Origin of the sequence: Paraburkholderia sejongensis (genome assembly GCF_020880815.1) — a bacterium.
Lineage (GTDB): Bacteria > Pseudomonadota > Gammaproteobacteria > Burkholderiales > Burkholderiaceae > Paraburkholderia > Paraburkholderia sejongensis.
Genome location: NZ_JAJITD010000002.1, coordinates 443098 through 456535, shown reverse-complemented (window position 1 = coordinate 456535; position 13438 = coordinate 443098). Strand labels below are relative to the sequence as shown.

The following is a 13438-nucleotide window of genomic DNA, read 5'->3' as shown; positions in this document are numbered from 1 at the left end:
GCAAAACGCAGCGGGCTACAGAGACTTGCGCAGGTTGACTGCCGGGATCTTGAGCGCTTCACGGTATTTCGCAACGGTACGCCGTGCGACCACGAAGCCCTGTTCCGCCAGCAGTTCGGCTATGCGACTGTCTGAAAGTGGCGATTTCGGGTTTTCCGCTCCTATCAGTTGTTTGATCAGCGCGCGAATGGCCGTGGATGAGGCCGCGCCGCCGGTGTCGGTCGAAACGTGCGAGCCGAAAAAATACTTGAATTCCAGCGTCCCGAATGGGGTCAGCATGTATTTACCGGTTGTCACACGCGAGACCGTCGACTCGTGTAGGCCCAGCGTATCAGCAATTTCCCGCAAAACCAAGGGGCGCATGGCAATTTCGCCGTGCACAAAAAAGCTCTTCTGACGCTCGACGATCGCCTGCGCAACCCGCAAGATCGTCTCGAAACGCTGCTGGATATTCTTGATCAGCCAGCGTGCTTCCTGAAGTTGCTGGCGCAACGATCCGCTACCCGGATCGCCGCGGTTATTGCGCAGAATGTTCGCGTACAGATGGTTGATACGCAGCTTCGGCACCACCTCCGGATTCAGTTCGGCCTGCCATCCTTGTGCGGTTTTGCGCACCATGATGTCGGGCACCACGTAGTCCGCTTCGGCCTTGCCGTAGGCTGCGCCGGGAAACGGTTCGAGCGAGCGGATCAATACGTGCGCGTCGCGCAGATCGTCGTCGCTGGCTTTCAGGTGCTTGCGCAGACGCGTGAAATCGCGCGCGGCGAGCAGTTCCAGGTAATGGCCGACAATGTCTAGCGCGAGCGTACGCGTGGGCGACGGCTCGAGGCGCAGCAGTTGCAGCTTCAGACATTCGGACGCCGAGCGTGCGCCGACCCCGGCCGGGTCGAAGCTGTGCAGCAGTGCGAGCGCCGCATTCACTTCGTCCATATCGACTTCGAGTTCTTCGGGCAGATCGGCCAGCACTTCCTCGAGCGTCGCGGCGAGGTAGCCGTCGTCGTCGAGCGATTCGATCAGAAAGGTGATCAGCGCGCGGTCGCGCGGGCTGGCCTGGGTGACGCGCAACTGCGCCATCAGGTGATCGCGCAGCGAGGTGCTCGATTCGTGGATTTGCAGCGGCGGCAGGTCGTCATCGTCCGACGCGTTGCCGGAGCGGCCGTAGTCGTCGAGGTTCCATTGGGACGAATCGCTGCTGCTGTCGCCCGCGAGGCCGTTGTATTCGTCGACGCCCTGCGGTTCGCCGCTTTCGGCGCGCTCGCCGGAGCCGTCGGATGAGCCCGAGCCATTGCCGGACATCGGATCGCTCGGCGCGGAAGAACCCGGCGTCTGCGCGATCACCGAACCGTCGGCCGCCACCCGCAATGGGCTCGCGATCCACTCGTCCTCGTTTTCGAGGAGCGGATTCTGCGAGATTGCCATCGCGACTTCCTGCTGCAATTCGAGCGTAGACAACTGCAGCAGCCGGATGGACTGCTGAAGTTGCGGCGTCAGCGCAAGATGCTGCGATAGGCGGAGTTGGAGGCTGGCTTTCATGGCAAGTTGAGATTCATTGTAGAGAGTTTGCCACGACCGCGATACCTTGCGGCACTCGCAATTTACGGATACGCCTATTGCAGGCGCCGCGAATCGTCGGCCGGCGCCGCCGGAAAAATCGACGTTGGGGAATGTGCGGTTGCCGCAAAAAGCGGCGACAGGGGCCGGCCGAACGCGTTCGCGTGACCGGCGATCCTGTGGGTGCTTACATGCGGAAATGCTCGCCCAGATAGACGCGCCGCACGCTTTCGTTCTCGATGATTTCGCTGGGCGCGCCGGCCGCGAGCACGCTGCCGTCGCTGATGATGTACGCGTGGTCGCAGATGCCGAGCGTTTCGCGCACGTTGTGATCGGTGATCAGCACGCCGATATTGCGCTGCTTCAGGAATTTGACGATCTTCTGGATTTCCAGCACCGCGATCGGGTCGACCCCGGCGAACGGTTCGTCGAGCAGAATGAAGCTCGGGTTGGTCGCCAGCGCGCGGGCGATTTCGACCCGGCGGCGCTCACCGCCCGACAGCGACAGCGCCGGATTGTCACGCAGATGCGCGATCTGCAACTCGTCGAGCAGCGCTTCGGTGCGCGACGTGATCGCATCCTTGCTGAGCCGCTTGCCGTTTTCCTCATGCTGCAATTCCAGCACCGCGCGAATGTTCTGCTCGACGGTGAGCTTGCGGAACACCGAAGCTTCCTGCGGCAGATACGACAAACCCAGCGACGCGCGCTTGTGGATCGGCAGCAGGCTGATCGATTTGCCGTCGAGGTCGATCTCGCCGGCATCGAGCGGCACGAGGCCGACGATCATATAGAACGAGGTGGTCTTGCCGGCGCCGTTCGGGCCCAGCAGGCCGACCACTTCGCCGCTTTTCACGTCGAGCGACACGTCCTTGACGACCGTGCGCGAGCCGTAGCGCTTCTTCAGATTGCGCACGACCAGCGAACTGCTGGTGCCGGCCGGCTTGCGATGGGGCAGGGGCGCGGTGGGGGTGCTGATGGTGCTCACTGGTTCGGCGCTCCCTGGATCGAGTTGGACGGCGCGAGCGCGGCCGACGCGCCGGTTATCGGCGCGGCGCCGGCGTTGCGCGGCGTCAGCATCGCGCGCACGCGGCCGGTCGGATTGCCCGGACCGGCGACGTCCTTGCCCGCCTTCGCGGTATAGAAGTCGTTCTGGCCGTCGTATGTGATCACGCTGCCGCGCACGGTGTCGAGCAGCGTGGTCAGACCTTGCAGGCGGCGCACCGTTGCGTTGGTGGTGAGCGTGGTCAGGTCCTGCCTGCCGTCGTAGTCGATCCGCACGGCCGTGCCTTCGATGTACTCGTCGAGACCTTCGCGCTTCTGGCGGAAATACGACAGATTGCCGCCGCTCGACGTGCCGGTCGCGTACTGGTAGCCCTGCGGGTCTTGCGACACCTCGACGCGATCTGCCTTGATCAGGATCGTCCCCTTGGTGGCGACCACGTGGCCGGTGAAGATGCTGACCTGGCGAAGGTCGTCGTAAGTCATGTTGTCCGCTTCGATGTTCAGCGGCTTGTCCTTGTCGGCACGGTCCGCGTGCGCGAGCGGCGCGAAGCCGGCGAGCGGCAGCGCGACCAGCAGCGCGGCGAGTCCGGCGCGGCACGCGGACAGCGCGCGCGAGCGGCCGGTATCAAAACGGGGGAGCGATTCGTTCATGCAGTCACGCCTGGAATGGATGGCCCGGGTTGTTAGTGGGACGAGCCGCCGCCGGCGTCGGATGCGGCGATTGCGCCTCTTACATTGCCGAACAGCTGCATAACCCGGGTGACATTGTTGTATTTCATGCCGCTGGCTGTCATTACCGACACGCCGCGCTGAAGTTTAACTGGCTTTTCAGTCTCGATCACATCGTCGTTCACGAGCACCCTGAAATGCTCGGAGTCGGCCTGCATCTGCGGATCGCCCGCGCCCGGCGCGCGCAGGATCCGCGCATTGCCGTACAGATCGACGATCGACGCGTCCGCGTTGACCGTACCGGTGTCGCCGGTCGCGGTGACGATCGGCTTGCCGGGCTGGAACGCGCGCATCGCCGGCTTGACGAGGTCGCTCACTTCGGTGTCCTCGTAATGGATCAACGATTGCGCGGTCAGCCGGTATTGCGTCGCGCCCGACTGATCGAGCTCGGACACCGAGAAGTTGTCCGCGAAGTAGTCCGGCGTGTGCTCTTTCGGACGCGCCACGTCTTCGTTCTTGCGCGGCAACGTGGCTTGCAGCAGCCACCAGGTGATGCCCGCGAGCGCCGCCATCGCGATCAGCGGGATCAGCGAAGTCCAGCGAAACTGATTCATCCGACGAGCCCTTTCTGCTCGCCGCTGCATGCCTGCGCCAGCAACGCTTCATATTTGTTCTGCGCGCGCAGCAGCGTGTCGCAGACTTCGCGCGCCGCGCCGTAGCCGCCGCGGGCCTCGCTGACCCAGTGGGCGCGCGCGATCACTTCGGGATGCGAATTGGCCGGCGCGGCCGCGAAGCCGACTCGCAGCATCACCGCCAGATCGACCCAGTCGTCGCCCATGTAGCCGCAATCTTCGGCGGCGAGGCCGGTCTTCTGCAGCAGGTCGGCGAACGCCTGCGGTTTGTCCTGCACGCCCTGATAGACGTGCGCGACGTTCAGATCCTTGACCCGCGCCGCGACGATGCCGGACTTGCGCCCGGTGATGATCGCGGTCTCGATGCCGGCCTGGCGCAGCAGCTTCATGCCGTGGCCGTCCATCGAGTTGAAGCCTTTCATCGTGTCGCCTTCCGCCGTGAACAGCAGACCGCCGTCGGTCAACACGCCGTCGACGTCGAAAATCATCAGCTTGACGCGGCTGGCGCGTTCGGTAGCGGTAGGAGCGGTCACGGCCATCAGATCACCTTCTTGGAAAACAGGTCGTGCATGTTGAGCGCGCCGATCAGCTTGCCCGCGTCGTCGACGACCAGCATCTGATTGATGCGATAGCGCTCCATCAGTTCCACGGCGGCCACCGCGAGCTCGTCCGGGCCGATCGTGCGCGGGCCGGCGGTCATTACCGAGGCGATCGGCAACTGGCGGAAATCGCCGTCGCGTTCGAGCACGCGGCGCAGGTCGCCGTCGGTGAAGATGCCGGTCACGCGGCCTTCGTGGTCGACGATCGCGGTCATGCCCATGCGCTTCGCGGTCAACTGGAAGAGCGCGTCGCTGACGGTCGCTTCCGGCGTGACCTGCGGCAACTGGTCGCCGGTACGCATCACGTCGCGTACATAAGTGAGCAGGCGCCGGCCGAGCGCGCCGCCCGGATGCGAGCGCGCGAAGTCGTCGCGGCCGAAGCCGCGCGCGTCGAGTACCGCGACCGCGAGCGCGTCGCCGAGCGCGAGCGCGGCGGTGGTGCTGGCGGTGGGCGCGAGATTCATCGGACAGGCTTCTTTCGCGACGCCGGAATTCAGATGCACGTCGGCCAGTTGCGCGAGGCTCGAGCCGGGGCGGCCGGTCATCGCGATCAGCTTCGCGCCGATCCGCTTGATGAGCGGCAGGATCGCCATCAATTCGTCCGTTTCGCCGGAATTGGACAGCGCGAGGAACACGTCGTCGGCGGTCACCATGCCAAGGTCGCCATGGCTGGCTTCCGCGGGATGCACGAAGAACGCGGGGGTGCCGGTACTGGCCAGCGTGGCCGCGAGCTTGCGGGCCACGTGGCCCGACTTGCCGATGCCGGAGACGACGACCCGTCCGCGGCAACCCAGGATGAGATCGACCGCGCCGACGAACTCGCCGTCGAGCTGGTCGCGAAGCGCGCGCACGGCGTCTGCTTCGATGTCGAGTACGTCGCGAGCAAGCGTGAGTGCCCTGTCGCCATTGATTTTCGCTATCATGCGCGGAGTATAGCAAAGGCGCCTGTTCGCCGCGCCGGCCGGGCTGCGCCCGACGGCTGTCCGCATCAGCCTGTCGACAACCTCTTTTTCAGCCGTTTTGCCGCCTGTTGGCTGCTTTTTAACCGGCTCCCCGACCCTGTCGCACGGCGCTCTCGTGCGTGGTTCCGCTGACGAACGAGGACGCTTTACCCATGCGTTTTTGCCGATGATCTCTCCGCTCGAGATGACCTTGTTCCTGCTGCTGGCATCGGTGGCGGGCGTGGTGATCTTTCGTTTCCTGAACCTGCCGCCGATGCTCGGCTATCTGACCGTCGGCATCGTGGTCGGGCCGCACGCGTTCGGGCTGATTCCGGATTCGGCCGGCGCGCAGAACCTCGCCGAATTCGGCGTCGTGTTCCTGATGTTCTCGATCGGCCTCGAATTCTCGCTGTCGAAGCTGCGCTCGATGCGCCGGCTCGTGTTCGGCCTCGGTCTGTTGCAGGTGATCGGCACGGTCGCGGTGGCGGTGTCGCTCGGCTTTGTGCTGGAGCGCTGGGTGCACATCACATGGCAGGCGAGCGTCGCGCTCGGCGGCGCGCTGGCGATGTCGTCGACGGCGATCGTCAGCAAGATGCTCGCGGAGCGGCTCGAGATCGAGACCGAGCACGGCCGCAACATCTTCGGCGTGCTGCTGTTCCAGGATCTCGCGGTGGTGCCGCTCCTGATCATCATCTCCGCGCTCGGCGGCCGCTCGGAGAACCTCGCCAGCGCGCTCGGCATCGCGGCGGTCAAGATCGTCGTCGCGCTGGCGCTGCTGCTGATCGTCGGGCAGAGCTTCATGACGCGCTGGTTCAACGTGGTCGCGCGACGCCGCTCGCAGGAACTGTTCGTCCTCAATCTGCTGCTGGTCACGCTCGGCGCCGCGTTCATCACCGACAAATTCGGCCTGTCGCTCGCGCTCGGCGCGTTCATCGCCGGCATGCTGATCGCCGAGACGCCGTACCGGCATCAGGTGGAAGAGGACATCAAGCCGTTTCGCGACGTGCTGCTCGGCCTGTTCTTCGTCACGACCGGGATGCTGCTCAATCCCGAGGTGATCTGGCAGCACCCGCTGATCGTGCTGGGCTTTTTCATCGGCCCGGTGCTGCTGAAGGCGGTCATGATCACCGGCCTCGCGCGGCTGTTCGGCGCGTCGCCGGGCGTCGCGATGCGCACCGGCATCGGGCTCGCGCAGGCCGGCGAGTTCGGTTTCGTGCTGCTGAACCTGATTCTCGACCGCCATCTGGTCAACCCGACGCTGCTGCAGGCGATCCTCGCGGCGATGCTGCTGTCGATGCTGGCCGCGCCGTTCATGATCCAGAACGCGGACCGGATCGTGCTGCGGCTGTCGTCGACCGAGTGGATGATGCAGTCGCTGCAGATGACCCGCATTGCGACGCAAAGCCTCAAGCAGAGCGGCCACGTGATCATCTGCGGCTATGGCCGCGCGGGCCAGAACCTTGCGCGCATGCTCGAGCACGAAGGGCTCTCGTACGTCGCGCTCGACCTCGACCCGGACCGTGTATCGGCGGCGGCGGCGGCCGGCGAATCGGTGGTATTCGGCGACGCCGGGCGGCGCGAGTCGCTGCTCGCGGCCGGTCTGCATCGCGCGGCCGCGATCGCGATTACCTATGCGAACACGCCGTCGGCATTGCGCGTGCTGCACAACATCCACGAGATGGAGCCGACGCTGCCGGTGATCGTGCGCACGGTCGACGACGCCGATCTGGAAAAACTGCTGGCCGCCGGCGCGACCGAGGTGATTCCGGAGATCGTCGAGGGCAGCCTGATGCTCGCGTCGCACACGCTGGTCGTGATGGGCGTGCCGATGCGGCGCGTGGTAAGGCGCGTCGAGGAGATGCGCGACGAGCGCTACTCGCTGCTGCGCGGCTATTTCCACGGCGCCGACGACGTCGATGACGACGACGGCCACGAACAGGTGCGGCTACAATCGGTGCCGGTCGACGAGAGCGCCGACGCGGTAGGGCGCACGCTCGCGGAACTCGGCCTGTTCGAACTCGGGCTCGAAGTGACCGCGATCCGCCGGCACGGCATCCGCGGGGTCGAGCCGGATCCGTCGACGAAACTGCGAGCGAGCGACATCGTGGTGCTGCGCGGCTTGCCCGAACAACTGGCGCAGGCCGAGGAGCGGTTGTCGAAGAAGCGCCGCGCGGGCGCCGCCGCGGCTTGAGGTTCGCGGCCACCGCCCGCCGCCGAGGTAACTCATCTGGCGGCGCGACGAGGAATCGCCCTTCACCCGGGCCATGACGCAAGCCCGGCCCGCCGGGCCCCTCTGATTCAGGCTTTTCACCGGACCTAGCGAGGTCCATCCGGAGACATCATGTCCAACGCGCTCCACAGCGCGCCGCTCGATGCGGCCGACTACATCAGAAGTCACATACGCACGGTGCCCGACTGGCCGCAGCCGGGCGTGCAGTTTCGCGACATCACGCCGCTGCTGCAGGAGCCGAAGTCGCTGCGCGTGCTGATCGACCTGTTCGTGCAGCGCTATATCGACGCGAAGCTCGACTACATCGCCGGGCTCGACGCGCGCGGCTTCATCATCGGCCCGATCGTCGCGCACGAGCTGAGCGTCGGCTTCATTCCGATCCGCAAGGCGGGCAAGCTGCCGTACAAGCGGATTTCGCAATCGTATGAACTGGAATACGGCACCGCGACCGTCGAGATTCACGAAGACGCGTGCAAGCCGGGCGACCGTGTCGTGATCATCGACGATCTGATCGCGACCGGCGGCACGATGATGGCCGGCAAAATGCTGCTCGAGCGGCTCGGCGCGAGCATCGTGGAAGGCGCCGCGATTGTCGACCTGCCGGAACTCGGCGGTTCGAAGCTGCTGCGCGACGGCGGCCTCGAGCTGTACACGGTGACGAGTTTCGACGGCCACTAAGTTTCCCGAGAGCCACGCGATGCCCAACTTCCTGCTGTTTCTCGCCACCTCGATCGCGATCACGGTCGCGCCCGGTCCCGACAATCTGCAGGTGCTCGCGCGCGGCATTTCGCAGGGCCGCGCAGCCGGCCTCGTCGCGGCGCTCGGCTTTGCCGCCGGCATCACGTTTCACACCACGCTGGCCGCGCTCGGCGTCGCCGCGCTGCTGCGCTCGTCGCCGCTCGCGTTTGAGGCGATCAAACTCGTAGGCGCCGCGTATCTGGTCGGGATCGGCATCAAGGCGCTGCGCAGCGAGGGGCTCGCGACCGCCCATCAGCGCCCGCCGCAGCCGCTCGCCGCGGTGTTCCGCCAAAGCGTGCTCGGCAATCTGCTCAATCCGAAGGTCACGCTGTTCTTCATCGTGTTCCTGCCGCAGTTCGTGCAGCCGCACGGCGCGCAAAGCGTGACCGTGCAGATGCTGGAGCTCGGCGTGCTGTTCATGCTGCAAACGGTCGTGGTGTTTTCGCTGTTCGGCGTATGCGCGGGGGTGATCGGCAACTGGCTGCGCCGCCGCCCGCGGGTCGGCGTGTGGCTCGACCGGCTGGCCGGCGCGACCTTTATCGCGATCGGCATTCGCGTCGCGTTGCGCGACTGACTGGAGTTTTCTATGAGCTTGCCTTGCATCGCCGCCGCGCGCCGCTTCGACGCGAACGCGCATCGGCCGTTTCTGATCGGCGCCGAACAGGTCGGCTGGATTCGCGACAGCGACGTGCCGCTGCTCGCGCGCTGGCCCGACGTGTTCGAGATCGACCGGGCCGGCGTCACGCTGGTCGCCGCGTTCGATACCGTCGATCTGCGCAGCGCGGCGCTCGCGTCGGTGATCGGCGCGCTCGCCGCCGACGGCCGCATCCCGGGTTGGCGCGACGAAACCTACGCGATCCGTAACGCGTTCGACGCGCCGCCGCTCGCGTATATCGAACGCGCCGCGTCGCGCTTCTTCGGCACGATGACCTACGCGGTGCATCTGAACGGCGTCGTAGAATACGCGGATGGCGGCGCGCCTCAGATGTGGATCGCGCGCCGCAGCGACACCAAGGCGACCGATCCCGGGATGCTCGACAATGTCGTCGCCGGCGGGATCGGCTGGGGCTTCGGGGTCGCCGAGACGATCGTGAAGGAGTGCTGGGAAGAAGCCGGCATTCCGCGGGAGATCGCGTCGCGCGCGGTCGCGGGCCGCACCGCGCACGTGCTGCAGTCGTTGCCGGAAGGCACCCAGGCCGAGCAGGTTTTCATCTACGACCTCGCGCTGCCTGCCGATTTCGCGCCGCGTAATCAGGACGGCGAAGTGGGCGAGCACCGGCTCGCGCGGATCGACGAAGTCGCGCGCTGGATCGAGGAAGGCGCGCTGACGGTCGACGCGAGTCTCGCGACGCTCGATTGCCTGCTGCGCCGCCGCTGGATCGACGAGGACGCGTGCGGCGGGATCGACGCGCTGTTCGTGCCGCCGGCGCCTGGTTTCAGGGGCTAAGGCCCCGCGCGGGAAGCACCGGCGCCTCAAGCATCCGCGCATCCAGACAGCACACACCGAAACAAACCACGCATTGAAGAAGGGAGTCACGAAGGTCATGTCGACCGATCACAGCTTTATCCTCAAACTGTCGTGCGCCGACCGGCCCGGCATCGTTCACGCCGTGTCCGGCTTTCTGTTCGAGCGTGGCAGCAATATTCTCGACTCCGCGCAGTTCGGCGACAGCCGCACCGGCGAGTTCTTCATGCGCGTGCACTTTCAGCAGGTGGGCGGCGATCCGGGACTCGACGCGCTGCGCGCGTCGTTCGTGACGCTCGCCGAACAGTTCGGCATGAGCTGGGAATTGCACGATGCGTCGGTGAAGCCGCGCGTCGTGATCATGGTGTCGAAGATCGGCCACTGCCTGAACGATCTGCTGTTCCGCTACCGCACCGGCCAGCTGAACATCGAGATCCCGGCGATCATCTCGAACCACAAGGAGTTCTACCAGCTCGCCGCGAGCTACGACATTCCGTTCCATCACTTCCCGCTGCTCGGCGGCACGTCGGACGCCAAGGCCGCGCAGGAAGCACGCGTGCTCGAAGTGATCAACGAGCATCAGGCCGACCTCGTGGTGCTCGCGCGCTACATGCAGATCCTGTCGCCGCAGCTGTGCGAAGCGCTGGCCGGCCGCGCGATCAACATCCATCACTCGTTCCTGCCGAGCTTCAAGGGCGCCAAGCCGTACTACCAGGCGTTCGACCGCGGCGTGAAGCTGATCGGCGCGACCGCCCACTACGTGACGACCGATCTCGACGAAGGCCCGATCATCGAGCAGGAAGTCGAGCGCGTCGATCACAGCATGACGCCGGAGCAACTGACGGCGATCGGCCGCGACGTCGAATGCGTGACGCTCGCGCGCGCGGTGAAGTGGCACGTCGAGCATCGCGTGGTGCTCAACGGCAGCAAGACGGTGGTGTTCCGCTAAAAAATGCGCCGGTCAAGCCGGCGCATTTTTTTTTCCACGTCTGGTTTGTCTTCCTTCGGCCTTTACGGCTGCGCTGCCGCGCCGCCGGCCTGATTGCCGTTGCGCGCGAGATTCGCGTTTTGCGCGGAGCGGCGCCGGCCATTGAACTTCTTCAGCCAGATCAGCAGTCCGGTCACGCTCAGCGTGGCGACCGCAATCCCGACCGCGCTGATCAGAATCCGCCCGCCCAGACCGAGGATCCGCCCCGAGTGCAGCGGGAACTGTAGCTGCATGAAGATATCGCCGGCGGTGCCGCGGCCCGGAATCTGCGCGGCGAGCGGCTTGCCGGTCACCGCATCCCAATAGAGCCACGGGTTGCCGAGGCCGCTGCCGTGATCGTTGCCGGCCGTGTAGTAGCCGACGCCGTACGTATGCAGCAAGTGGGCGTAGTAGAGACCGCCAGGCGGCGCGCTCAGATGCTTGTCGCGGCCGGCCTGCTCGGCCAGTGCGACGATGCGCTCGCGGCTCAGTATCTGATCGCCCGGTTGCGGCTTGCGCAGGATTTCCGGGTTGTTGATCGGATCGGGCGTGAGCGTCGAGATGCGCGAGACGAGCGGCCGGACCACCTGCGACGGCAGATTCATCGAGATCGACGTCAGCGCGACCAGCATCAGCAGAGCCCAGATCCACACGCCGCCCGAGCGGTGCAGATCGAACGTCAGCGCGTAACCGCCGCGCTTCACGCGGAACGCCAACGACTTGCGCCACGCCTTCACGCTCGGAAACGACAGGAACAGCGCGATCATGCTGTCGAACAGCCACACGATGCCGACGATCCCCATCAGCCACGTACCGGTGTCGAAGCCGCCGGCGAACGGCAGATGCAGCGTGTAGTGCAGCTTGTAGATGAACGGAATCAGATTGAGCGGCGCAAGCGACACGGCGCCCCATTCGCGCCGTCCCTGGATTTCGGCGGTGACCGGATCGACGGCGATCTGGTTGAACTCGAGCGGGTAGGGCTGTTGGGTCGCCGGGTCGATGCGCGGCAGCACCATCATCTGCAGCGTGTGTCCCGGCTCGATTTCGAGCGGCAGATAGGTGACCTGCAGGCGCGGATCGGCAGCTTCGACGCGGCGCGCAAGTTCAAGGCTGGACAGCGTTGGTCCGCTGCTGCGGGCCTGATAGAACGACGGATTCAGCGCGGAATCGAGCGCATGGTCCCACGCGATGATCGCGCCGGTGAGGCCGGCGACGAACAGGAACAGCGCAGTGCCGATGCCGAACCAGCGATGCAGACGGACGAGCTGGCGTCTCATGCGCGGGCCGGCGGGAACGAGCGGACAGTCGAACGGAAAGCGGAGCGTGGCGTCACGAGGCGAACATTTGTAAATGGGAATTGTTCGCATCTTAGGGGCTTGCACGTTCCACCGCAAGTGTTCTGTCAGGAAACGGAGCGCGCGACGCTTTGCCGGCGACACGATTCGCGCGGATGCAAAAAGCGGCACCGCAGTGCCGCTTCGTGGTGGATGACCGCGTGTGACCGATCATTCGCTGGGTGTGAGCGGTCACACCAGCCGCAAATAAATCAGCTCCCGCTTGATGTACGCATAGAAAATCGGCGCGGCGATGACCCCGGCGATCCCGAACGCCGCTTCCATCACCAGCATCGCGATCAGCAGTTCCCAAGCGCGCGCCTCGATCTGGCCGCCGACGATCCGCGCGTTCAGGAAGTATTCGAGCTTGTGAATCAGGATCAGGAATACCAGCGACATCACCGCCGCCGGAAAGCTGACCGACAACGCGACCGCGACGATGATCGTGTTCGAGATCAGATTGCCGATCACCGGCAGCAGCCCGACGATGAACGTGATCAGCACCAACGTTTTCGACAGCGGCAGCTGATCGTGGAAGATCGGCAGGATCAGCAGCAGGAAGATCGCGGTGAAGACCGTGTTGAGCGCGGAAATCTTCACCTGCGCGAATACGATGCGGCGGAATGCGTCGGCGAAGCGGGTGACGCGCGTGACGAACGCGGTGGACAGCGGCAACCGCTGCACGTGGTTCTGCGCGCCGACCGCGATGATCGCGCCGATCACCATGCCGAGCAGCACGTGGGTGAAACCGCGCGCGGCGGTCGTGCCGCTTTGCTGCAGCATGTTCGCGTGGGTCTGCATCAGTTCGGCCGCGCGCGTCTTCATCTGCTCGGTGTCGACCGGCAGATAGCTGGCGATGAACTGCGGAATCCGGCCGCGCGCCTGGTCGATCAGCTGCATCGCCTGATCGAGCAGGTTCTGCACGCTCGGCACGTCGTTCTCGATGCGCGACGTGACCGCGAGCGTGAGGCCCGTCAGCGCGCCGACGATCACCGCCGACAAGAACACCACCGCGAGCCAGCGCGCCCGCTTGCTCGACATGTGCCGCTCGATGCGCGGCGCGATCATGTGCACGAGCTGGAACACCAGCAGCCCGGCGAGCAGCGCGCCGAGCAGATGCAGTGCGATCACCGCCCACATGCCGAGCAGCGTGACCACATAGCTGCCGATTTCGACCGCCGACAGCTTCGGCAGGCTCATGTCGCTGGTCAGCCTGACCGGGCGCGGGCGCAGGTCCTGCACCCGGTCGCGATCTTCTTCGCGCGCCTGATTACGCTTGGCCATGGCTTATTCCGTCTCCAACCTTCGGT

13 protein-coding genes are annotated in these 13438 nt (G+C 65.5%); 5 read left to right on the top strand and 8 right to left on the bottom strand.

Going from position 1 to position 13438, the window contains the following annotated elements:
• Positions 1 to 15: 15 nt before the first annotated feature.
• The 6 genes from LJ656_RS05535 to kdsD form a co-directional block, all read right to left on the bottom strand.
• Positions 16 to 1533, bottom strand: coding sequence for an RNA polymerase factor sigma-54 (locus LJ656_RS05535; RefSeq protein WP_230508263.1), 1518 nt, complete (start codon positions 1531 to 1533; stop codon positions 16 to 18).
• Positions 1534 to 1738: 205 nt separating this feature from the next.
• A complete protein-coding gene (gene lptB, locus LJ656_RS05530) occupies positions 1739 to 2527 on the bottom strand; it encodes an LPS export ABC transporter ATP-binding protein (RefSeq protein WP_230508377.1) in 789 nt (262 codons plus the stop codon).
• A gap of 5 nt (positions 2528 to 2532) precedes the next feature.
• Complete coding sequence (lptA, locus tag LJ656_RS05525) at positions 2533 to 3204, bottom strand: lipopolysaccharide transport periplasmic protein LptA (RefSeq protein WP_230508262.1); 672 nt, start codon at positions 3202 to 3204, stop codon at positions 2533 to 2535.
• 32 nt (positions 3205 to 3236) lie between these two features.
• The gene (gene lptC, locus LJ656_RS05520; protein ID WP_230508261.1) at positions 3237 to 3836 is read right to left on the bottom strand and encodes an LPS export ABC transporter periplasmic protein LptC; all 600 of its coding nucleotides are present in this window, start codon (positions 3834 to 3836) and stop codon (positions 3237 to 3239) included.
• Complete coding sequence (locus tag LJ656_RS05515) at positions 3833 to 4393, bottom strand: KdsC family phosphatase (RefSeq protein WP_230508260.1); 561 nt, start codon at positions 4391 to 4393, stop codon at positions 3833 to 3835. Before LJ656_RS05515 ends, lptC begins: the two co-directional genes overlap by 4 nt.
• Positions 4393 to 5376, bottom strand: coding sequence for an arabinose 5-phosphate isomerase KdsD (gene kdsD, locus LJ656_RS05510; RefSeq protein WP_230508259.1), 984 nt, complete (start codon positions 5374 to 5376; stop codon positions 4393 to 4395). The genes LJ656_RS05515 and kdsD overlap by 1 nt, the downstream gene beginning before the upstream one ends.
• 205 nt (positions 5377 to 5581) lie before the next feature.
• Between kdsD and LJ656_RS05505 the strand changes: the two genes are divergently transcribed.
• From LJ656_RS05505 to purU, 5 genes are all read left to right on the top strand, one after another.
• Entirely contained in the window at positions 5582 to 7585 is a 2004-nt protein-coding gene (locus tag LJ656_RS05505; protein WP_230508258.1) for a monovalent cation:proton antiporter family protein, read from the top strand.
• A 150-nt stretch (positions 7586 to 7735) separates the two neighbouring features.
• A complete protein-coding gene (locus LJ656_RS05500) occupies positions 7736 to 8302 on the top strand; it encodes an adenine phosphoribosyltransferase (protein WP_230508257.1) in 567 nt (188 codons plus the stop codon).
• A gap of 19 nt (positions 8303 to 8321) precedes the next feature.
• Positions 8322 to 8936, top strand: coding sequence for a LysE family translocator (locus LJ656_RS05495; RefSeq protein WP_230508256.1), 615 nt, complete (start codon positions 8322 to 8324; stop codon positions 8934 to 8936).
• Between the two features lie 12 nt (positions 8937 to 8948).
• Entirely contained in the window at positions 8949 to 9809 is an 861-nt protein-coding gene (locus LJ656_RS05490; RefSeq protein WP_230508255.1) for an NUDIX hydrolase, read from the top strand.
• 97 nt (positions 9810 to 9906) lie between these two features.
• Positions 9907 to 10776, top strand: coding sequence for a formyltetrahydrofolate deformylase (purU, locus tag LJ656_RS05485; RefSeq protein ID WP_230508254.1), 870 nt, complete (start codon positions 9907 to 9909; stop codon positions 10774 to 10776).
• Between the two features lie 62 nt (positions 10777 to 10838).
• Here the strand turns inward: purU and LJ656_RS05480 are convergent, their stop codons facing one another.
• On the bottom strand, positions 10839 to 12071 hold the full coding sequence (locus LJ656_RS05480) for a PepSY-associated TM helix domain-containing protein (RefSeq protein ID WP_230508253.1): 1233 nt from the start codon (positions 12069 to 12071) through the stop codon (positions 10839 to 10841).
• Between the two features lie 249 nt (positions 12072 to 12320).
• The gene (locus tag LJ656_RS05475) at positions 12321 to 13412 is read right to left on the bottom strand and encodes an AI-2E family transporter (RefSeq protein WP_230508252.1); all 1092 of its coding nucleotides are present in this window, start codon (positions 13410 to 13412) and stop codon (positions 12321 to 12323) included.
• Between the last annotated feature and the right edge of the window lie 26 nt (positions 13413 to 13438).